The following is a 20,987-nucleotide window of genomic DNA, read 5'->3' as shown; positions in this document are numbered from 1 at the left end:
TTCCTACGACAACGCGCTGGCCGAGACGATCAACGGGCTGTACAAGGCCGAGGTGATTCACCGGCGCTCGTGGAGGAACCTCGAAGCGGTCGAACTGGCCACGCTGGATTGGGTGGACTGGTTCAACCACAAGCGACTGCTAGGGCCGATCGGGAACATCCCGCCAGCGGAAGCCGAAGAGGCTTACTATCGGCAACAGGCCGCGCTGCCGCTGGCAGCGTGACTCAAACCAAACAGCCTCCGGAATTTCCGGGGCGGTTCAAACGGCTTCTGCATCCACATATTTCATACTCGAAGAGCCGGAACTTTACCTTCACCCCCAAGCACAGCGCGCACTATTCGATTCGCTGATATCCTTATCTGAGTCGAAGAATCAGGTGGTCATGTGTACCCATGCAAGCGCACTGATCGATGTCGAGCGCTACAAGTCTATCTGCATCGTCAAAAAGGATTCAGACGTAATCGGCACCCAAGTTTGCCAATGCACTGACGACATCTTTACGGGAGATAAGAGGAAGGACTTCAATCTCTCCTATTGGATCAATCCAGACAGAAGTGAACTCTTCTTCGCAAAGCGAGTGCTGCTGGTTGAAGGCCCTACAGATAAGACCCTGATTCCTCTGTTAGCCAAGCAGCTCGGTGTTTTTCGATTCGATCACACGCTTGTCGACTGCGGTTCAAAGGACAACATTCCCCTTTACTGTCAGCTCCTCAACAAATTCAGAATCCCTTACATAGCCATTTACGACAAAGATCATCAGGCAGCCAAAGGCGATGACGGAAAAGCATCAGCGGCCAAGAGTAGCAGCCTCATTGAGGCAGCAATCGATAAAGGAATTGGCACCAGTGTCGTCTTTGTGAACGATATTGAAGAAGAGGTCGGAATGATTGCGGGAGAAAAGAACAAACCATTTGTCGCGCTTACGCATATCGCGGCTCCCGGCTTTACGATCACTGCCGACCTAGCGGCGAAAATTACCTCGATGTACCAATGATGCGAAGCCCAACCCGTCATTCCACCGGACCTGCGCGAAAAGCCGCGCAGGTCCGGTGAATTCAAACGTTGCCTGAAGCCCCCATTCGCGACAGTCAGCTTCTGGCACAAAGAAAACTCTGATCATTCAGGCTGAATATCGACTTGTATCCCGCTGCGCCCGCCGCATCTCCAGCATCGCCCGCCGCGCCGGCGTCAAGGCCGCGACGCAATGCGGGCAATGGATGCCGGGCTCGTAGTCCGCTGATCGTTGTTCTTCCGGCGTGAGCGGTTCGCCGCAGGCGTCGCAGCGGCATGCCTTTCCTGGCTGCAAGCCGTGGCCGACGGCGACGCGGTCGTCGAAGACGTAGCACTCGCCGTTCCACAGGCTTTGTTCGGCCGGCACTTCTTCCAGGTATTTGAGGATGCCGCCGCGCAGGTGGTAGACCTGCTCGAAGCCACGTTCGCGCAGGTAGGCGGTGGCCTTCTCGCAGCGGATGCCGCCGGTGCAGAACATGGCGATCGGGCGCTTTTCCTGGCCGCGCAGTTCGCGTTCGACGTAGTCGGGGAATTCGCGAAAGCTGTGCGTGCCGGGCGAGACGGCGTTTTCGAACGTGCCGATCTTCACCTCGTAGTCGTTGCGCGTGTCGATGACGAGCACGTCGGGCTGGGTCAGCAGCTCGTTCCACTGCTGCGGATCGACGTAGGTGCCGACGATGCGTGCCGGATCGATGCCGGGCACGCCCATCGTCACGATCTCCTGCTTGAGCTTGACCTTCAGCCGCGCGAACGGTAGTTCCGTAGCCGGCGATTCCTTGTGTTCGAGCCCGGCGAGGCGCGGATCGGCGCGCAGATGCGCGAGCACGGCATCGATGCCGGCACGCGTGCCGGCGATCGTGCCGTTGATGCCTTCCGCGGCCAGCAGCAAGGTGCCGTGCACACCGGCCTGCCGGCAGACGGCCAGCAGCGGCTCGCGGAGTTCGGCGCAATCCGGCAGGCGCGCGAAGTGATAGAGGGCAGCGACAACGAACTGGGACATCGGCGGGAACGACAGATCCGGGGGCACGGATTGTAGTCGTTCGGGCACTGCACCTCAGCGGAGCCGCTCGTCATGCCGGAACGCCATTCTCGCCATCGGTTCGCCGCCCGCAGAACGTCATCCGACGTGTGCCTCGATGGGCGCCGGCCGCGCCGCGGCGCGGGGGGCGTATTCGCGTCAGGCCGGGCTTGGCGAGCATGCGGACGTCGCCGGCAAGACGAGGCCTCCGCCCCTCGTGACATCGTCGAGCGAACCAGCGGATTGGCCACGGGCGGCGACTCATTTCCCACCGCCTCGACGAACTGAACTGCAACTTTCGCACCGGAGCGTGTCGATTCATGCGGGCCCCGATCGACGTGCAGGTATCAGCCGGCTCTTCGGGCAGCATCGCTCGCTGCGAACCGGCCGGCTGCGGAACCTGAACTCAGGAGCATGACGATGACGATCACCATTACCGCCTTCGACCGTTCGCCCGACGGCGGTCGCGGGCTGGCGCGGGACACGCGCGTGCGCTGGGCACTCGAAGAAGTGGGTGCGCCGTACGAGGTGCGCCCGGTGGCCTGGGCCGAGATGAAGGCGCCGGCGCATCTGGCGCGGCATCCGTTCGGCCAGATTCCAACCTTCGAGGACGGCGATCTGACGCTGTTCGAGACCGGCGCGATCGTTTTGCACATCGCCGATCGCCACGCCGGCCTGCTGCCGGACGAGGCCGATGCGCGGGCTCGCGCGATCGCCTGGATGTTCGCCGCGCTCAACACGGTGGAGCCGCCGATCCTCGAAATCCAGACGGCCCTGTTCCAGGAGGGCGACCGGCCATGGACCCGGGAGCGCATGCCGCTGATGCACGAGCGCGTGCGCGGCCGGCTGCGGCAACTCGCCGCCCGTCTCGGCGACGCCGACTGGCTCGACGGCGCGTTCAGTGCCGGTGATCTGATGATGGTTTCGGTGCTGCTGCGCTTGCGCTCGTCAGGCCTGCTCGACGAGTTCCCCGCCCTCGCCGCCTACGTCGCGCGCGGCGAGGCACGGCCTGCGTATCAGCGCGCGTTCGAAGCGCAACGGGCGTTCAACACACGGCCGCCATCGCGTTGATCGCGCAAGGCCATCCGCACCCTGTGTGCCAATCAGCTGCGTCGGTGACACGATTCCGCGGCGCTTGATCCGGCGTCAGACCCTCGCGCCGCAGAGCCGCAGTTCGCGGGCGACCTTGGGAGCCCCAGACGATACGAGTGCTCCATGCCGGATGTACCGGCGGCGGTAAGCGCGCCCGTTCAGCGGCCGGGCGCCGGCCTGCCAGCGCGGCGCCGGGCGAGCCGTTCGCGCAGCGAGCGCGGTGCGGGCTTGAGCGGAGCGCGGCTCGCGGTCCAGCCGCCCTGCCAGGCCGGCGTCAGCCAGCGCAGCCGCGGCGCGAGCCATGCGAACAGCCGGTACAGCGCCGCGTGCGAATAGAGCACGCACCACAGACGCCAGGCCAGCACTTCGCCGGCACAGCGCACGCTGCCCTGACCGACCAGCGCCTGCGCCGGCGGCGTGATCGATTCGGCGACCGAATGGCGGCCCGCTTCGCGCAGCTTCATCAGCATGTCGGGGATCGGGATGCCGACCGGGCACACGTCGCCGCAGGCACCGCACAGACTCGACGCGGTCGGCAGATCGCGCGTCGACTTCAGGCCGAGCAGATGCGGCGAGATGATCGCGCCGATCGGGCCCGGGTACGTGGTGCCGTACGAAAGTCCGCCGACGCGCGTGTAGACCGGGCAGTGATTCATGCAGGCGCCGCAGCGGATGCACTGCAGCGTCGCGCGGAAGCGCGCTTCGCGGTAAGCCTGCGTGCGACCGTTATCGAGCAGGATCAGATGCATCTCGCGCGGGCCGTCCTTCTCGCCGGCGCGACGCGGACCGGTGATCAGGTTCAGGTAGGTCGTCACCGCCTGGCCGGTCGCGCTCTTCGGCAGCAGTGCGTACAGCGGCAGCACGTGCTCCAGCCTGTCGACGACCTTCTCGAGCCCGGTGATCGCCACGTGCACGTCCGGCACCGAGGTGCACAGCCGGCCGTTGCCCTCGTTTTCGACCAGCGCCAGCGTGCCGGTCTCGGCGACCATGAAGTTGACGCCGGAGACGCCGATCTTCGCGCTCGCGAACTTCTCGCGCAGCGCGCGCCGGCCGATCGCGATCAACTCGTTGACGTCGTCGCTCAGCGGCACGCCGTCGATGTGCTCGTGAAAGATCGCGGCGACGTCTTCCTTGGTCTTGTGGATCGCCGGCATGATGATGTGGCTGGGGCGGTCGCCGTCGAGCTGCAGGATGTACTCGCCCATGTCGGTCTCGATGCACTCGACGCCGTGCGCGGCCATCTCGTGATTGAGCCCGATTTCCTCGCTGACCATCGACTTGCCCTTGACCATCAGCGTCGCCGCATGGCGCCGCGCGATGTCGAGGAAGATGCGGTTGGCGTCGGCCGGCGTCTCGGCCCAATGCACCGCTACGCCGAGTTCGGTGAGCCGCGCTTCGAGCCGTTCGAGCAGATCCGGCAGCTGCGCGAGCGCGTGCTGGCGCACGTTCTCGCCGAGCTTGCGCAGCGTGTTGAAGGCCTGCAGGTCGGGAAACTGCAGCGCGCGGCGCTCGACGAGAAAATCCATCGCGCCGCGGAAGCTCTGGCGCAGATGCGCATCGTGCAGCGACTCGTGACTGCGCTGCCTGAAGTCTTCCGGGCGGACGCGCGCTGCGGCGTGCGGCGAGCTTGCGGCGCTCATGCGGCGTCTCCGTCGCGCAGCAGCAGGATCACCAGCTCGCGCGGGCCGTGCGCGCCGTAGACCAGCATGCGCTGGATGTCGGCCGTCTTCGACGGGCCGGTGACGAGCAGCGCATTGCTCGGCATGCGTGCGGCCCAGCCCTGCCCGGCCACGGCGTCGAACAGCGTTTCGTGCAGACCGCTTTCGCGCAGCACGGCGATGTGCAGCGGCGGCACCAGCGACAGCGTGCGCGGCTCGGCGGCATCCGGCCACAGCAGCAGGCTGCCGGTTTCGGCGACGGAGCCGAGCGTGGTCGTGATGCCGGCGTCGATCGCGCCGAACAGCTCGGCCTTGAAGCTTGCGAGCGGCGCGTCGTACCAGCGCAGGCGCCCGGCCGGCAGCCGCGCCGCCAGCGTGTCGGCGATCGACGTGCCGCGGCCGGCGAGCAGACGCTGCACGTTGCGGGCGTCGAGCACGGCGGCGAGCGCTGCCGGCCAGTCTTCGACGGTGGTCTCGATCACCTCGGCGCGCCAGCTGCGCGCGTTGCGCAGGAAGCGCTCGCGTCGCGACTCGCCGCTCGGCGCGGCGCGGTTCCGGTAGTAGCCGGCGACGTCCGGAATCGCAACCGGCTCGACGTCCGGCGCCGCACGCAGGCGCGCGAAGATCGCCGCGCGCGCGCGCTGTTCCGCAGCCACGCCGCTCACGACGCCGCTCCGTCCATCCGCGCGCGGACGAGGCTGGCGATGTGCTGGCCGCGCAGCGAGGCGCCGCGCTTGTCCAGGCTCAGGTTGAGGTTCAGCAGGCAACCGCAATCGGCGCTGACGAAGGACTCGCAGCCGCTCGCGGCGAGCGCATCGAGCTTGTCGGCCGCCATCGCCGCCGAGATTTCCGGATGCTTGACCGAGAACGTGCCGCCGAAACCGCAGCACTCGGCTTCGTGTTCGTGCTCGACGCGCTCGACGCCCGGCAGGCGCTCCAGCAGCGCGCGGCCGCAGGCGAGCGTGCCCATCTCGCGGCGCGCGCTGCACGAGGTGTGCAGGGCCACGCGCAGCGGCGCGCCCGATGCCGCCGGCGCATCGAGCCGGAAGCCGAGCGTGTTGACGAGGTAGTCGGTGAACTCGACGGTGCGCGAGGCGATCGCCTCGGCCTGCACGCGCCGCACCGGATCGTCGGCGAACAGGCGCGGCCAGTGCTGCTTGAGCATGCCGCCGCAGGAGCCGGACGGCACGATCACCGGCCACGGCTCGGGGAACAGATCGAGCTGTGCGGCGGCGACCTTGCGCGCTTCCTCGGGAAAGCCGGTCGTGTAGGCGGGCTGGCCGCAGCAGGTTTGCGCGGCTGGAAAATGCACGGTGACGCCGAGGCGTTCGAGCACCTCGACGACGTCGACGCCGACCTGTGGCGCGAACAGATCGATCACGCAGGTGGCGAACAGGTAGACCTGCCGGATCTCTGTGGACCCTGCGGCATGGGGGCTGGCGGACATCGGCTCCTCGCTGGCTTCGTGATGGCCGCAGTCTGGCGCGCGCATCCGCCACTGTTATATTGGTCAGACCAATTTTTCCGGCGCTCGCATGGCCCTGCCCGCCTCCGAACGCATCGCCCGCTCGCTCGAAGCCGCGATCCTCGCACGCCGCTACGAGCAGCGTCTGCCAGCCGAGCGCGAGCTGGCCGCCGCGCACGGCGTCTCGCGCGCGACGGTGCGCGAGGCGATCGGCCTGCTCGTCGCGCGCGGCCTGCTGACGCGCCGCCGCGGCGCCGGCACCTACGTCAACGACCGCAGCGACCAGCAGCTCGCCGGCATCTGGTCGGACATGGCCGGCCGCCATCCGCGCTTGCAGGAAAACCTGATCGAGTTCCGCGCCATGCTGGAGCGCGAGGCGGCCGGCCTAGCGGCCGCACGCCACGACGCCGCCGACACGCGCCGCCTGCGTCAGGCGCACGCCGAAGTCGAAGCGGCGTACTCGGGCAGCGACCGCGCCGCGCAGATTCGCAGCGACGTCGGCTTTCACCGCACGATCGCCGACGCCACCCATAACCCGGTGTTCGCCTATCTGATGGCGTCGCTGCTCAAGCTGCTGCACGAGCACGTGCAGCTGAGCCTCGCCGGGCTCGCGCCGCAGTCGGCGGCGGCAGCGCAGCTGCGCCTTCAGCACCGCGCGCTGCTCGACGCGATCCTGGCGCGCGACATCGCCGCCGCCGAGCGCGCCGCGTCCGGGCACATCGAGTTCGTGCGCGTGCACCTCAACGATCTCGGTCCCCGCCCCGCGGCGCGGCACTGAAGCCACCCGGCCGACGTCGTCGCGCGGCATCGGCGGCCGTCCGGCGCGACAGCCGTCCGGCGCGACAGCCGGACGCGAGCGGTGCAGTGACGACATTGCCGGGCCGATACGCGCTGTCGGCGACGAAGTCATGGCCGGTGAACCGCGGCGCGGCCACCGGCGGGCCGATGCAGCGCGGCAGCGGCTATGCCGGCCGCCGCGCTGAACGCGAGCGACCGGCGGCCTCAGCCGCGGCGGTAGACGATCTTCTTCTGGCCGCCTGCGCAGCTGCCGACGACCTTGCTTTCGGCTTCGGCGGCGGTGTCGACGATCTCCAGCGTGTACTTGGCCACGCCGTGCGACTGGATCTTGGCGTCAATCTCGGACTTCAGCTCCGCGCAGTCCTTGGCGGCCCAAGCCGGCGCGGCGAAGAGCGTCAGAACAGCGGCGAACAGGATCGGTTTCATGCGCAGCTCCCCATCGCTGGCGTCGGCCGCCGGACTGACGGCCGACGCCAATCTAGCGCGTCGGGGCGGGTCGCGCGACAGCGCCGGCGCGGCACATGATTCTCATGCCGCGTCCGGCGGCAGCGCTCAGTCCTCGAGCACGACGAGCAGATCCTTCGCCTGCACGGCGACGCCGGCGTGCGCGAGCACCTGCTTGACGCGCGCGGCGCGCGGCGCGGCGATCACCGTTTCCATCTTCATCGCCTCCAGCGAGACCAGCGGATCGCCCTTGGCGACCGTGTCGCCGACCTTGACCGCGACGCGCGAGACCATGCCCGGCATCGGCGCGCCGATCTGGTTCGGATCGGACTCGGCGGCTTTCGGCCGCTCCTGCTGCGCGTTCTTCGCATCGGCCTTGTCGACGCGCACGGCGCGCGGCTGGCCATTGAGTTCGTAGAACAGCTTCTCGTTGTCCTCGGCGTCGGCGCGGCCCTGCAGGCGGATGATCAGCGCCTTGCCCTGGTCGATGTCGACGCAGATCTCTTCCTGTTCGCGCAGGCCGTAGAAGAAGGTGGTGGTCGGCAGCTTGGAGACGTCGCCGTACAGCTTCACGTGCTCGGCGTAGTCGCTGAAGACCTTCGGGTACATCAGGTAGGACGCGAAATCGTGGTCCGACAGCTCCTGGCCGAGCGCCTTCTCGGCCTTGGCGCGCGTCGCGTCGAGATCGACCGCCGGCAGGCTCCGGCCCGGACGCTCGGTCAGCGCCGGCTTGCCCTTGAGGATCTTGTCCTGCAGCGCCTTCGGCCAGCCGTCCGGCGGCAGGCCCAGCTCGCCGCGGAACAGCTGCACGACGGATTCCGGGAAGTCGATCGGCCGCTCCGGATTCTCGACGTCCTCCGGGCGCAGATCGTTGCCGACCATGAACAGCGCCATGTCGCCGACGACCTTCGAGGTCGGCGTGACCTTGACGATGTCGCCGAACAGGCGGTTGACGTCGGCGTAGGCCTTCGAGACTTCCGCCCAGCGCGATTCCAGGCCGAGCGCGCGCGCCTGCTCGCGCAGGTTGGTGTACTGGCCGCCCGGCATCTCGTGGCGATAGACGTCGGCGGTGCCGGCGCGGATGTCGGCCTCGAACGGCGCGTAGAGGCGGCGCACGTCCTCCCAGTAGTCCGACAGCTGCTGCAAGGCATGAAGATCGATGCCCGGATCGCGCTCGGCGCCGGCCAGGCTCGCGGCGATCGCGCCGAGGTTCGGCTGCGAGGTCAGGCCGGACATCGCGTCGAGCGCGCCGTCAACGGCATCGACGCCGGCCTCGACCGCTGCCAGCACGCTGGCCGCGGCGATGCCGCTGGTGTCGTGCGTGTGGAAGTGGATCGGCAGGCCGACCTCGGCCTTGAGCGCGCGCACCAGCTCGCGCGCCGCGCGCGGTTTGCAGACGCCGGCCATGTCCTTGATGCCGAGCACGTGCGCGCCGGCTTTCTCCAGCGCCTTGGCCATGTCGACGTAGTACTTGAGGCTGTACTTGGGCCGCGCGGCGTCGAACAGATCGCCGGTGTAGCAGATCGTGCCCTCGCAGACGGCGCCAGCCTCGATCACCGCGTCCATCGCCACGCGCATGTTGTCGACGGCGTTGAGCGAATCGAAGACGCGGAAGATGTCGATGCCGTTGCGGGCCGCCTGCTGCACGAAGTAGCGCACCACGTTGTCGGCGTAGTTGGTGTAGCCGACCGCATTGGCCGAGCGCAGCAGCATCTGGAACGGAATGTTCGGGATCTCGCCGCGCAGCTGCGCGAGGCGCTGCCACGGATCTTCCTTGAGGAAGCGCAGCGCGACGTCGAAGGTCGCGCCGCCCCAGCATTCCAGCGAGAACAGATCCGGCGCCAGGCGAGCGTAGTACGGCGCGACCGGCAGCATGTCGGCGGTGCGCATGCGCGTCGCGAACAGCGACTGATGCGCGTCGCGCATCGTCGTGTCGGTCAGCAGCACGCGGCGCTGCTCCTTCATCCACTGCGCGAAGCCGGCCGGGCCGCGTTCGAGCAGCACCTGCCGCGTGCCGGCCGGCGCCGGCGACGCGAGGCTGATCTTCGGCAGACGCGGCTCGGGCAGCGGCAGCTTCGGCGGCTGACGGCCCTTCATCTCCGGATTGCCGTTGACGATGACCTCGCCGATGAAGCGCAGCAGCTTGGTCGCGCGATCACGCTTGGGCGTGAAGACGAACAGTTCCGGGCTGGTGTCGATGAAACGCGTCGTGCACTCGCCGGACTTGAACAGCGGATGGTTGATGACGTTTTCGAGGAAGGCGAGATTCGTCGACAGGCCACGAATGCGGAACTCGCGCAGCGCGCGGTCCATGCGCGCGATCGCGTCACCGGTGGTCGGCGCCCAGGTCGTGACCTTGACCAGCAGCGAGTCGTAGTACGGCGTGACGACCGCACCGCCGTAGGCGGTGCCGCCGTCGAGACGCACGCCGAAGCCGGCCGGGCTGCGGTACGCGAGCAGGCGACCGTAGTCCGGCGTGAAACCGTTCTCCGGGTCCTCGGTCGTGACGCGGCACTGCAGCGCGTGGCCGTCGAGCCGGACCTGCTCCTGCGTCGGCAGCGCCGGCACGTGCTCGTGCGCCGGATCGCCGATGCGCGCGCCTTCGGTGACGCGGATCTGGCTCTTGACGATGTCGACGCCGGTCACCTCCTCGGTGACGGTGTGCTCGACCTGGATGCGCGGATTGACCTCGATGAAATAGAAGCTGCCGGTGTCGGCGTCCATCAGGAACTCGACGGTGCCGGCGTGCGAGTAATGGACCTGCCGGCACAGGCGCAGCGCGGCCTCGCAGAGGGCGCGGCGCTGGTCATCGGCGAGGTACGGCGCCGGCGCGCGCTCGACGACCTTCTGGTTGCGGCGCTGCACCGAGCAGTCGCGCTCGTAGAGGTGGATCAGATTGCCGTGCGTGTCGCCGAGCACCTGCACCTCGACGTGCCGGGCGCGGCGCACCAGCTTCTCGACGTAGACCTCGTCGTTGCCGAACGCGGCCTTGGCCTCGCGCCGCGCGGTGTCCATCTGCACGGCCAGATCGGCTTCGGATTCGATGACGCGCATGCCGCGGCCACCGCCGCCCCAGCTCGCCTTCATCATCACCGGATAGCCGACTTCGGCGACCAGCTTCTTGCACGCCTCGAGCTCGTGTGGCAGCGCGGCGGACGCCGGCAGCACCGGCACCTGTGCGGCGATCGCCGCCTGGCGCGCCGCGACCTTGTCGCCGAGCGTGCGCAGCACCTGCGGCGACGGACCGATGAAGCGGATGCCGGCCGCGGCACAGGCCTCGGCGAAAGCCGGATTCTCGGACAGGAAGCCGTAGCCGGGATGGATCGCATCGACGCCCGCCTCGCGCGCGATGCGGATGATGTCGGCGATGTCCAGATACGCGGCGATCGGCTTCTGGCCCTTGCCGACCCGATACGACTCGTCGGCCTTGAAGCGATGCAGCGCGAAGCGATCCTCGTGCGCGTAGATCGCCACCGTGCGGATGCCCATCTCCGCCGCCGCGCGCATGACGCGAATCGAAATCTCGCCACGGTTGGCGACCAGCAGCTTGCGGATGCGGGGGGACGACGGCTCGCTCACGAATCTCTCTCCTTGGATGTGCGACGGCCGGGCCCCGCAGGCGATTGGCAGCGGGGCCCAGACACGACGAACCCGCGGCCAATGCTGCCGGCCGCGGGTTCGATTAGCGGCGAAGATTATCGTCTGAGGTCCGGGCTGTCACCTTCCCCCGCGGGCACGCCGGGCTGCAGCCCGGCCCGCGGCGCCCCTCATTCGAGGGCCTGGTAGACCGTGTTGCTGAAGCGCTCGAACAGCATCTTCGCATCGAACGGCTGACGCTGGGTCATCAGGATCATCAGTAACCGCTCTTTCGGATCGATCGATACGTAAGTCGTCGTCACGCCTTCCCAGCCGAAACTGCCCGGCGTGCCGAGCGCGTCGCTCATGCCGGCGTCGTCGAGCCGCACGCGCACGCCGAAGCCGAAGCCCTGCGGCACGAAACGGTCGCGCGGCCGCGGATTGAGGTAGCCGACCTGATTGCTGCGCATCATCTCGACGGTCTTGCGGCCGAGGATGCGCACGCCGTCGAGCTGACCGTCGTCGAGCAGCATCTGTGCGAAACGCGCGTAGTCGTGCAGCGTCGAGTACAGGCCGCCGCCGCCGCTCTGCAGCCCGGGTCCGGTGTGCACCGGGCTGGCGATCGGTGTCAGGCGGCCGTCGGCGGTTTCCCCGTACATCCGCGCCAGCGGCACGCCGGCCGGGGGCGTGAAGCCGGTATGGCGCATGCCGAGCGGCGCGAGCACGCGCGCGCGCATCGCCGCTTCCAGCGACTGGCCGGTGACGCGCTCGATGACAATGCCGAGCAAATCGGTGTTGATGCCGTAGCTCCAGGCCGCGCCCGGCTGATGCTTGAGCGGCAGCGACGCGGCGCGACGCACGAAGTCGGCCGCGTCGGCGCTGTTCCAGAGGTCGGCGCGGGCATAGATCGTCCGCCACGGTTCGCCGTCGAAGAAGCCGTAGCTGTAACCGGAGGTCTGCGTCAGCAGCTGGCGGATCGTCACCGGCCGCAGCGCCGGCACCGTCTGCGGCGCGTCGGCGTCGCCGCCGACCAGCACGCGCGGCTGCGCCAGTTCCGGCAGGTAGCGCGAGACCGGCTCCTCGAGGTCGAGCCGCCCTTCCTCGAGCAGCGTCAGCGCCGTCACCGTGGTGACGATCTTGCTCATCGAGGCGATCGCGAACGCGGTGTCCTCGCCCATCGGCGCGCGCGCTTCGAGATCACGGAACCCGACGGCGCCGTGCTGGACGACGTGGCCGTCGCGCGCGATCAGCCAGACGGCGCCGGCGTAGTCGCCGTCGTCGACGAGGCGCCCGAGCAGCGCCGGCACGCGCTGCAGGCGCGCCGCCGAGAAGCCGGCCGGCGCCGCGGCGCGCGTGCCGGCATCGGCATCGCCGCTTGCGGCGGCCCCACTGGCGCCGAACAGCAGGGCGCAGGCCGAGAACAGGAACGGCCGCAGCGTGCGGCGCAGGTCGCGGAAAGTCTTCATCGGCAAGCGGCTCGCAGGGAATCGGCTCAGCAGCCTTCGATCGTCGGCACGTACGGCTCGCGGCGCACGATCAGCGCCTCGGTCGCCTGCTGCGCCTGGCGCATCAGCTCGTTGACGTCGGCGCGCAGCAGGACGCCGTCGCGGACCAGCACCTGGCCGTCGACCATCACCAGGCGCACGTCGCTGCCGCGCGCCGCGTAGACGAGGTTGCTGACGACGTTGCCATAGGCGCCGTGGAGCACCGGCGTCAGGTGCGGACGCATGAAGTCGACGAGGATCAGGTCGGCCTTCTTGCCGCGCTCCAGCGAGCCGATCTCGTCATCGAGGCCGAGCGCGCGGGCGCCGTCGATCGTCGCCATGCGCAGCACCTGCGGCGCCGGCATCGCGCGCGCATCGAGCAGGCGCACCTTCTGCAGCAGCGGCACGAACTTCATTTCCTCGAGCAGATCGAGGTTGTTGTTCTCCTTGACGCCGTCCGAGCCGATGCCGACGGCGACGCCGGCGTCGAGCAGCTCCGGCACCGGGCAGATGCCGGACGCCAGTTTCATGTTGCTGACCGGGCAGTGCGCGACCGACGTGCCGGTGCGCGCCAGGATCTCGATCTCCTGCGGCTGCAGCCAGACGCAGTGCGCGAGCACGGTCCGCGGACCGAGGATGCCGCGCTCATGGAACAGCTCGATCGGCCAGAGCCCGGTCTCGGCATGCAGGCGCGACGCCATCTCGCGCGACTCCTCGCCATGCGTGTGGATGCCGACGCCGTAATGCTCGGCGAGACGCGCGGCCTCGCGGAACGCCGCCTCGGTGCAGTACGTCAGGTGCTCAAGGCCGAACCACACGCGCACGCGTCCCTGCGCCGAGCCGTGCCGCTCCTCGACCAGGCGGGCGTTGGCCTCCAGCGTCTCGAAGTAGGTGTACGGCGGCTGGTCGGCGACGTACGGCGCCAGCACCGCGCGCAGGCCGAGCTGTTCGGCGGCGTCGGCACAGCGGTGCATGTAGCGGTACATGTCGAGCACCGTCGTGGTGCCGGACAGCAGCGCCTCGGCGTAGCACAGGCGCGAGGCGGCGTAGGCATCGTCGGCGCTCAGCACGCGGTGCTTCGGATCGACGTGGCGCGCGAGCCAGGCGAACACCGGCATGTCCTCGGCGGTGCCGCGGATTAGGCCCGAGTGCAGATGCAGGTTGACGAGGCCCGGCAGCAGCACCTGGCCACGCGCGTCGTGGCGGTCGACGCCCGGCCAGCGCTGCAGCAGCGCCGCGCTCGGGCCGATGTCGGCAATGCGGCCATCCTCGACCAGCACCGCCCCGTCGGCGATGACCTCGTCGCTGGCGTTGACGGTCAGCACCGTCGCGCCGTGGATCAGCAGCGCGCTCATGCCGGCGTGTACTCCGAGAAGTCGCCCTTCAGCAGCGCGCTCAGCATGCGGTAGAAACCGCGGTAGTCGACCTCGTGGACGACCTCGGCATTGGGCTCGCCGCCCTGCCAGAACTCGTTCGGCTCCGGATGGAAGCGCGTGTCGACCGCGGTGTAGCCGCGCATCTGGTTGCTCTGGCACTCGACTTCGACGAAGTAGCGGCCGGACTTCTGCAGGATCGCCGGATTGATGCAGATCGCCGTCGTCTGCGAATCCGGATGGCTGATGCCGTCGAGGCCGCCGAGCTCGCGGTTGAACTTCAGCGCGGCGCTGTTGATCTGGTGATAGAAACGCGCCAGCGGCGTGTCGATCGCCTGCAGCGCGGCGAGATCCTCGCCGCCGACGATGCCGTAGCGGCAGCAGATCTCCCAGCCGACCATGACGATCGGAAAGCCGGCGCGGAACACCATGCGCGCCGCTTCCGGATCGGCGTAGACGTTGTACTCGGCGGCCGGCGTGATGTTGCCCTGGAAATGGCAGGCACCGCCCATGATCCACAGTTTCTTGATCTTGTGGACGATGCTCGGATCGAGCATGTACGCGACCGCGAGATTGGTCAGCGGGCCGTGCGCGACGATCTCGTACTCGCCCGGCGCGGCGTTGACGAAGCGCACCAGTGCCTGCGCGGCGTGCAGCGACTCGGCCTTGCCGCGCGGCGGCGCAAAGAAGCTGTTGCCCATGCCGTCCTTGCCGTGGACGAAGTCGGAATGGATCGCCGGCCGCATCAGCGGGCGGTCGCAACCGGCGAACACCGGCACCTCGCCGCTGCGGCCGGCGTGGTCGAGCGCGGTCAGCGCGTTACGCGTGCACAGCTCCAGCGGCACGTTGCCCATCACCGTGAAGATCGCGTCGAGCTGGACGCCGGGCCAGAGCAGGCCGAACAGCAGGGAGGTGACGTCGTCACCGGCGGTGTCGGTATCGATCAGCAGGCGTTTCATGGTGATCCGGTTGTGGAAAGGCAGGATGGAGAACGGTGCTCAGACGTGGCGGCGCAGCAGGCTGAAGTCGACGATGCCGGGCCGGTAGTGCTCGACGCAGGCGAACACCGGGCGGTTGTCGGCGCGATAGGCCGTGCTGGTGAACGACAGCAGCGGCGTGCCTTCGGCCAGATCGAGATCGCGGGCCAGACGCGCCTGCGCGAGCTGGGCGCTGACGCGCGAGAACGCGTAGTCGATCGGCGGATGACGATGCGCGGCGAGCACGTGGAAGGTGTCGTCGCGGCTCAGCTCGGCCGGATCGAAATCGTCGGGCAGCAGCGCGCAGGGCACGAAGTCCTCGCAGTGGATCGCCGGCTGGCCGTCGGCGAGGAACACGCGGCGCACGGCCCAGGCTTCGGCGCCGGGCTCGTGACCGAGCGCGCGGGCGATGTCGGCCGGCATCGCCCGGCGCTCGGTGCCGAGCACGCGCACCGAGGGCGCGAAGCCGGCCCGCGCGACCAGCGCGCTGAATTCCTCCCACAGCTCCAGCCGCGCCTCGATGCGGGCGGCGACCGGATTGATGAAGGTGCCGCGGCCGTGGCGGCGCTGGATGTAGCCGGCCGCCTCCAGTTCGCCGAGCGCGGCGCGCACGGTCGGCCGGCTGACGCCGAGCTGGGTCGCGAGCGCATCTTCGGACGGCAGGCGATCTCCGTCGGTCTCGCGAATCAGGGCTTCGAGCCGGCGCCTGGCTTCGGTGACGCGGGACGAGACGTTGGCGGCTTTCATGTCGATTCCTCGTTTATTCGTAAGACGTCAGACGTCTTACCTTTCTGGAAATCCTAGGCTATGCTCGGGGCACCGGTCAACGCCACCGAGCCTTCGATGCGCCCTTCCCGCTCCGCCGCCGTACCGATGCAGTGGCTCCGCCACGCCACCGACAACCGCGGCCGGCTGACGCTGGCCAGCTTCCTCGCCTACTTCGCGATGTCCGGCCTGCTGTCGCAGACCGGCGTCGTCACCGGCGCGCTCGCCGCGCACTTCAGCCTGCCGGTCGCGGACGCGGCGGCGCGCTTCTCATGGTTCACCGGCGGCATCTTCTGCGGCTCGCTGCTGAGCCTGTTCGGCTATGGCTGGCTGCCGCTGCGGCGCCTGTTCGCGGGCTCGTACCTGACGCTCGCGCTGCTGATCGGCGCGATCCTGCTGGTCGATGACTGGAACGCGCTGGCGCCGCTGCTCGGTCTGCTCGGCCTCGCCTGCGGCCTCGGCCTCGCCGGCGCGGCGATCACGCTGACGCTGATCTATTCCCCCGAGCGCCGCGCCGCGGCGCTGCTGTCGACCGACGTGTCCTTCAGCCTCGCCGGCGTGCTCTGTCCGCTGCTGGCCGGCGCCGCGATCGCCGCCGGCTGGCGCTGGAGCGCGGCCTACGCGGCGCTCGCCGCGGTGTCGCTCGCAGTCGTCGCGCTGGCGATGTCCTGCCGTTATCCGGCGGCCGGCGGATCGCAGAGCGACGGCGCCACGCGCTGGCCGCTCGGCGCCGTGCTCTGCGCCGTCGCCCTGTTCGCCTACATGCTCGGCCAGGTCTCGCTGTTCCTGTGGCTGCCGAATCATTTGCAGACCGCACTCGGCGCCGATCTGGCGGCCGGCGCGGACGTGGTGAGCCGCTACTGGACCGGCATGGCGATCGGCCAGATCGTGCTGGTCGGGTTGAGCCTGCGCTTCTCGCCACGCCTGCTGCTGAACCTGATCGTGCCACTCGCGGTGCTCGACTCGGCGCTGTTCTGGCTGCTGCACGGCGTCGCCGCGCTGCGCCTCAATGCGCTGGTGTTCGGGCTGATCAACGCCGGCATCCTCAAGCTCTGCATCAGCTACGCGACGAGCCTGCTGGCGCGGCCGCCGGCGCGCATGGTGTCGACGCTGATCTTCGCCGGCACGCTCGGCACGGCGCTGAGTCCGGCGCTGAGCGCGCGCCTCGTGGCGCTCGGCGACACGACGCTGGCGCTGCAGTTCGCGAGCGCCTGCTATCTCGCCACCGCCGTGCTCGTCGGCCTGGCTCAGAGCACGCGACGGCCGCAGGCCGCCGAGGCCTCCGCACCGGCGACGCCGGCCGGCTGAACGCAAAAAGCCGCGCCGCGGCAGGCCCGCGGCGCGGCTTTTCGTTTACGCCTTCAGCGTGCGAACTGCGCGGCGAACTGGCGCGCGAACTCCCCAAGCTGCGCCGCCGGCAGATCATTGATGCCCGCCGCCGCGGCACGGCCGCCGCCGGTCGGGAAGCGACGGCACAGCTCGTCGGCGCCCTTCTTGCGGTTCAGCGGCGCGCGCACGCTGATCAGATAGTGGCCGTTGGCCTTCTCGGTCAGCACGGCGTGCGCGCGATCCGGATACTGGTTGACCAGGTCGTTGCTGTAGACGCCGCTGACGCGGCGCGCCCAGGGCGCATCCGGCAGGATGAACAGCGCCGCGTCCTCGGTCGAGCCGGCCTGCGGGCGCATCGCCGCGGCATGGTCCATGTCGGTCCTGTAGCCGTCGGCGAGCTGCTCGAAGTACCGGCGGCCGTCGCCGGCGATGAACTCGAGCGGCGATTCGTGCCGGCTGACGAGGCGGAACAGCGCATCCGGCGCGAAGTGCAGATCGCCGACCGATTCGCCGTAGCCGTTGTAGTTGAGATAGGTGCCCAGCTCTTCGAGCTGGCGCAGCTGCGCCTCGCTGACGGACAGGCCGCGGGCCATCGTCTCGGCACTGCTCTTCAGGTTGTCGCCGAACGCGCCGACCACGGCCCAGGCCAGGTAGCGGTTCTTGAGATGCCCGTTGACGAGCAGGCTGGTGCAGACGTCCGGCGCCTCGTTGATGATCGCCGTCAGGCGCCCGCCCTGCGTGCCGGCGTCCGGAATGGCGCCGGCGAAGTGATGATCGACGTAGAACACCTCCGCGCCGGCGGCGAGCAGGCGCACGACGCCGTCGCGGTTCTTGTCGAGCGAGATGTCGAGCACCGTGACGCGATCGCCGGCCGAGGCTTCGACCTGGTCGAGCAGCTCGATGTCGCGCTTGACGCCGGTGACGAGCCGCGCGTCGCGCGGCTCGGCGAGATGCAGCTGTGTCAGCGCGCAGATGCCGTCGGCGTCGCCATTGAATACGTCGATGTAAGCCATTTCGTCCTCACGGCACCCGGCCTCGCCGGACCATCACCCACCCCCACGCGGGCGACCGGATCTGCGCGGCAGACCCGGCCCGGCGCGCGTCTCAGGCCTTCTTGGCGTCTTCGATCTGGTAATACTCCATCAGCACCTTCGCCACTTCCGGACGCGAGAATTCCGGCGGCGGCGCGATGCCGGCACCGAGCATCTGGCGCACCTTGGTGCCCGACAGCGCGACGAAGTCGTCGGGCACGTGATCCGGCGCCTCGCGCATCATCACGACGCGACCGAGCTTCTTGCTGAAGGCGGTGTTGTCGGCGCGGAAGATCTCGATCTGCAGCGCGCCCTTCGGCACCTTCTCGTCGAAGATCGTCTGCGCGTCAAAGGGACCGTAGTAGTCGCCGACACCGGCGTGATCGCGGCCGACGATCAGGTAATCGGCGCCCATGTTCTGACGGAACACCGCGTGCAGCACGGCTTCGCGCGGGCCGGCGTAGAGCATGTCGAAGCCGTAGCCGGTGATCATCACCGTGTTCTTCGGGAAGTAGTGCTCGACCATCGTGCGAATGCAGGCGTCGCGCACCGGCGCCGGAATGTCGCCTTCCTTGAGCTTGCCGAGCAGCATGTGAATGACGATGCCGTCGGTGCCGAGACGCTCGTGCGCCATGCGGCACAGCTCTTCGTGGGCGCGGTGCATCGGGTTGCGCGTCTGGAACGCCACAACCTTCTTCCAGCCGCGCTCGGCGATCTCGTTGCGGATTTCGACGGCAGTGCGGAAGGTGTCGGGGAACTCGGTCTGGAAATAGCTGAAGTTCAGCACGTCGATCGGGCCGGACAGCAGCGTGTTACCGAGCGACAGGAAGGTCTTCACGCCCGGATGCTTGTCATCGAGGTTGCCGAAGATCTCCTTGGCCATCTCGCGCAGCTGCTCGTCGCTGACCTGCTCAACGCCCTGCACGTCCATCACCGCGAGCACCGGGTGGCCCTCGACGTTCGGGTCGCGCAGGGCGATGCGCTGGCCAGCCTTGATGCCGCTGTCCCGGGTGAGATTGACGATCGGCACCGGCCAGAACAGGCCCGACGTGGTCTTCAGGTTCTTGGCGACGCTCAGCGCGTCGGCGAGGTTCATGTAGCCGGACAGCGGATTGAAGTAGCCGGCGCCGAGCATCACCGCATTGGCGGCGGCGGCGGAGTTCAGCAGCAGGCTCGGCAGCGTCTCGGCTTCCTTGCTGAGGGCCTCGTGCTTGGCGGTGTCGTAGACGAAACGCGGCTGCAGCGCGTCGGAACCGTGGGGCTTGATCATCGATAGGGCTCGGTAACGGAATTCGGAAGAACGGAAAGAATCAGGCAGCGACGATGCCGCGTGCGGCGAGCAGTTCGAGCAGGGCCTCGACTTCGGCTTCGAGGCTCATCTGGTGGCTCGGCAGCACCAGTTCCGGCTTCTCCGGCGCCTCGTACGGATCGCTGATGCCGGTGAAATTCTTGATCTCGCCGGCGCGCGCCTTCTTGTAGAGGCCCTTGGGGTCGCGCTTCTCGGCCTCTTCGAGCGGCACGTCGACGTAGACCTCGATGAAATCCATGCCGGCGTCCTCGTGCAGCTTGCGCACCAGATCGCGGTCGGCGCGGTACGGCGAGACGAAGCTCGACAGCACGATCACGCCGGCGTCGACGAACAGCTTGGCGACTTCGCCGATGCGGCGGATGTTCTCGGCGCGATCCTCGGCCGAAAAGCCGAGATTCTTGTTGATGCCCATGCGCACGTTGTCGCCGTCGAGGCGGTACGCGAGGCGGCCCTGCGCATGCAGCACCTTTTCGAGCGCCACGGCGACCGTGCTCTTGCCGGAGCCGGACAGGCCGGTGAACCAGAGGGTCGCGCCCTTCTGGCCGAGCAGCTTGCCGCGGTCGGCGCGGGTCACCTCGCCTTCGTGCCAATGGACGTTGGTCGCTTTCTGGATGGTCATGATCGTTCTGCAGGCGGTGGAAGCGTCGCGACGGCGACGAAGGCCGACATGATAGGCGCTGGCCTGACATGTTTAAAAGGCAATATATTCAAGCCTTCGTTCTCTTTTATTCATGGCAGGATCGACGTTCCATGAACCTCAATCACCTGGCGATCTTCCGCGCCGTCGCCGCCGCCGGCAGCGTCAGCGGCGGCGCGCGCGAACTGCACGTCAGCCAGTCCGCGGTATCCAAGCAGCTCGGCGAGTTCGAACGCACGCTCGGCGTCGCGCTGTTCCAGCGCCTGCCGCGCGGCATGCGCCTGACCGAGGCCGGGCGACTGCTGTTCGGCTACGCCAACCGCCTGTTCGCGATCGAAGCCGAGGCCGAGCAGGCGCTGCGCGACCTGCGCCGCGTCGCGCGCGGACGCATCGCGATCGGCGCCAGCCGCACGATCGGCGCCTACGTCCTGCCCAAGGCGCTCGCCGCATATCGTCGTGAGCATCCGGGCGTCGAGCTGAGCCTGCAGGTCGAGAACACCCAGGCGATCGAGGACAAGCTGCTCGCCGGCGAAATCGACATCGGCTTCGCCGAGGGCATCGAGCGCAGCGACGTGCTCGACTATCAGGTGTTCGCGCAGGACGAGCTGGTGCTGATCGCCGCGCCGCGCCATCCGGCGATCGGGCCGAAGCCCCTCACGCTCGCCGCGCTGGCGAAGCTGCCGCTGCTGATGCACGAAACCGGCTCGGGCACGCGCGCCGTCACCGAGCGGGCACTTACCGAACGCGGCCTCGTGGTACGCCCGGCGATGACGCTGGCCAGCACCGAGGCGATCAAGCACACCGTCGCGACCGGCGCCGGCGTCGCGATCCTGTCGGCGCTCGCGGTCCGCACCGAGCTGCGGGCGCGCACGCTGGCGGTGGTGCCGGTCAAGGACCTGCGCATCGTGCGGCCGCTGTATCGCGTGCAGCTCAAGAACATGTGGCCGAGCCCGTCGCTGGAAGCCTTCCTGCCATTCGTGCGACAGGCGGTACCCGCCACCTGAAGCGGGCTGTCGCGG

At 68.6% G+C, this 20,987-nt stretch carries 19 protein-coding genes; 6 read left to right on the top strand and 13 right to left on the bottom strand.

Going from position 1 to position 20,987, the window contains the following annotated elements; translation table 11 throughout:
- Both H149_RS0113775 and H149_RS22800 read left to right on the top strand, forming a co-directional pair.
- On the top strand, positions 1-223 hold a 223-nt coding region (locus H149_RS0113775; protein ID WP_020650350.1), incomplete at its 5' end, for an integrase core domain-containing protein.
- Positions 189-995 carry an ATP-dependent nuclease gene (locus H149_RS22800; protein WP_083930977.1) on the top strand — a complete coding sequence of 269 codons (807 nt, stop codon included), beginning with the start codon at positions 189-191 and terminating at the stop codon, positions 993-995. The genes H149_RS0113775 and H149_RS22800, both read left to right, overlap by 35 nt.
- 126 nt (positions 996-1,121) lie before the next feature.
- Here H149_RS22800 and trhO read toward each other — a convergent pair whose 3' ends face one another.
- Positions 1,122-2,012: an oxygen-dependent tRNA uridine(34) hydroxylase TrhO gene (trhO, locus tag H149_RS21055; protein WP_020650349.1), complete on the bottom strand. Its 891-nt coding sequence runs from the start codon at positions 2,010-2,012 to the stop codon at positions 1,122-1,124.
- Positions 2,013-2,450: 438 nt separating this feature from the next.
- Between trhO and H149_RS0113765 the strand changes: the two genes are divergently transcribed.
- Entirely contained in the window at positions 2,451-3,101 is a 651-nt protein-coding gene (locus tag H149_RS0113765; RefSeq protein ID WP_026353165.1) for a glutathione S-transferase family protein, read from the top strand.
- A 179-nt stretch (positions 3,102-3,280) separates the two neighbouring features.
- On the opposite strand, the gene H149_RS0113760 is transcribed toward H149_RS0113765, so the two are convergent.
- The 3 genes from H149_RS0113760 to H149_RS0113750 are packed head-to-tail and all read right to left on the bottom strand — an operon-like array spanning position 3,281 to position 6,227.
- The gene (locus tag H149_RS0113760) at positions 3,281-4,762 is read right to left on the bottom strand and encodes a LutB/LldF family L-lactate oxidation iron-sulfur protein (RefSeq protein WP_020650347.1); all 1,482 of its coding nucleotides are present in this window, start codon (positions 4,760-4,762) and stop codon (positions 3,281-3,283) included.
- Positions 4,759-5,445, bottom strand: coding sequence for a LutC/YkgG family protein (locus H149_RS0113755; RefSeq protein WP_020650346.1), 687 nt, complete (start codon positions 5,443-5,445; stop codon positions 4,759-4,761). Before H149_RS0113755 ends, H149_RS0113760 begins: the two co-directional genes overlap by 4 nt.
- Entirely contained in the window at positions 5,442-6,227 is a 786-nt protein-coding gene (locus H149_RS0113750) for a (Fe-S)-binding protein (RefSeq protein WP_026353164.1), read from the bottom strand. The genes H149_RS0113755 and H149_RS0113750 overlap by 4 nt, the downstream gene beginning before the upstream one ends.
- A gap of 88 nt (positions 6,228-6,315) precedes the next feature.
- Here H149_RS0113750 and H149_RS0113745 point away from each other — a divergent pair, with 88 nt between their 5' ends.
- Positions 6,316-7,023, top strand: coding sequence for a FadR/GntR family transcriptional regulator (locus H149_RS0113745; RefSeq protein WP_020650344.1), 708 nt, complete (start codon positions 6,316-6,318; stop codon positions 7,021-7,023).
- A 224-nt stretch (positions 7,024-7,247) separates the two neighbouring features.
- On the opposite strand, the gene H149_RS0113740 is transcribed toward H149_RS0113745, so the two are convergent.
- The 6 genes from H149_RS0113740 to H149_RS22275 all read right to left on the bottom strand — a co-directional run bounded on the left by H149_RS0113740 (position 7,248) and on the right by H149_RS22275 (position 15,644).
- Positions 7,248-7,469: a DUF1161 domain-containing protein gene (locus tag H149_RS0113740; protein WP_026353163.1), complete on the bottom strand. Its 222-nt coding sequence runs from the start codon at positions 7,467-7,469 to the stop codon at positions 7,248-7,250.
- 126 nt (positions 7,470-7,595) lie between these two features.
- Positions 7,596-10,994, bottom strand: coding sequence for a pyruvate carboxylase (locus H149_RS0113735; RefSeq protein WP_051101869.1), 3,399 nt, complete (start codon positions 10,992-10,994; stop codon positions 7,596-7,598).
- Between the two features lie 260 nt (positions 10,995-11,254).
- Positions 11,255-12,529: a serine hydrolase domain-containing protein gene (locus H149_RS21050; RefSeq protein WP_020650341.1), complete on the bottom strand. Its 1,275-nt coding sequence runs from the start codon at positions 12,527-12,529 to the stop codon at positions 11,255-11,257.
- A gap of 26 nt (positions 12,530-12,555) precedes the next feature.
- A complete protein-coding gene (locus H149_RS0113725; protein ID WP_020650340.1) occupies positions 12,556-13,902 on the bottom strand; it encodes an amidohydrolase in 1,347 nt (448 codons plus the stop codon).
- A complete protein-coding gene (locus H149_RS0113720) occupies positions 13,899-14,879 on the bottom strand; it encodes a nucleoside hydrolase (protein WP_020650339.1) in 981 nt (326 codons plus the stop codon). The genes H149_RS0113725 and H149_RS0113720 overlap by 4 nt, the downstream gene beginning before the upstream one ends.
- A 39-nt stretch (positions 14,880-14,918) precedes the next feature.
- The gene (locus H149_RS22275) at positions 14,919-15,644 is read right to left on the bottom strand and encodes a GntR family transcriptional regulator (RefSeq protein ID WP_020650338.1); all 726 of its coding nucleotides are present in this window, start codon (positions 15,642-15,644) and stop codon (positions 14,919-14,921) included.
- Between the two features lie 96 nt (positions 15,645-15,740).
- On the opposite strand from H149_RS22275, the gene tsgA reads away from it, so the two are divergent.
- Positions 15,741-16,970: an MFS transporter TsgA gene (gene tsgA / locus H149_RS21040; RefSeq protein ID WP_169518354.1), complete on the top strand. Its 1,230-nt coding sequence runs from the start codon at positions 15,741-15,743 to the stop codon at positions 16,968-16,970.
- A gap of 53 nt (positions 16,971-17,023) precedes the next feature.
- Here tsgA and H149_RS0113705 read toward each other — a convergent pair whose 3' ends face one another.
- The 3 genes from H149_RS0113705 to cysC form a co-directional block, all read right to left on the bottom strand.
- A complete protein-coding gene (locus tag H149_RS0113705) occupies positions 17,024-18,004 on the bottom strand; it encodes a hypothetical protein (RefSeq protein WP_020650336.1) in 981 nt (326 codons plus the stop codon).
- A 91-nt stretch (positions 18,005-18,095) separates the two neighbouring features.
- A complete protein-coding gene (gene sat, locus H149_RS0113700) occupies positions 18,096-19,292 on the bottom strand; it encodes a sulfate adenylyltransferase (protein ID WP_020650335.1) in 1,197 nt (398 codons plus the stop codon).
- A 40-nt stretch (positions 19,293-19,332) separates the two neighbouring features.
- Positions 19,333-19,950 (bottom strand): adenylyl-sulfate kinase, encoded by a 618-nt coding sequence (gene cysC / locus H149_RS0113695; RefSeq protein ID WP_020650334.1) that lies wholly within the window; start codon positions 19,948-19,950, stop codon positions 19,333-19,335.
- A gap of 131 nt (positions 19,951-20,081) precedes the next feature.
- Between cysC and H149_RS0113690 the strand changes: the two genes are divergently transcribed.
- Complete coding sequence (locus tag H149_RS0113690; protein ID WP_020650333.1) at positions 20,082-20,972, top strand: LysR family transcriptional regulator; 891 nt, start codon at positions 20,082-20,084, stop codon at positions 20,970-20,972.
- Positions 20,973-20,987 lie beyond the last annotated feature (15 nt).

Origin of the sequence: Solimonas variicoloris DSM 15731, from assembly GCF_000382285.1 — a bacterium.
Classification (GTDB): Bacteria; Pseudomonadota; Gammaproteobacteria; order Nevskiales; family Nevskiaceae; genus Solimonas; species Solimonas variicoloris.
This window is presented reverse-complemented; position numbering and strand designations above follow the sequence as displayed.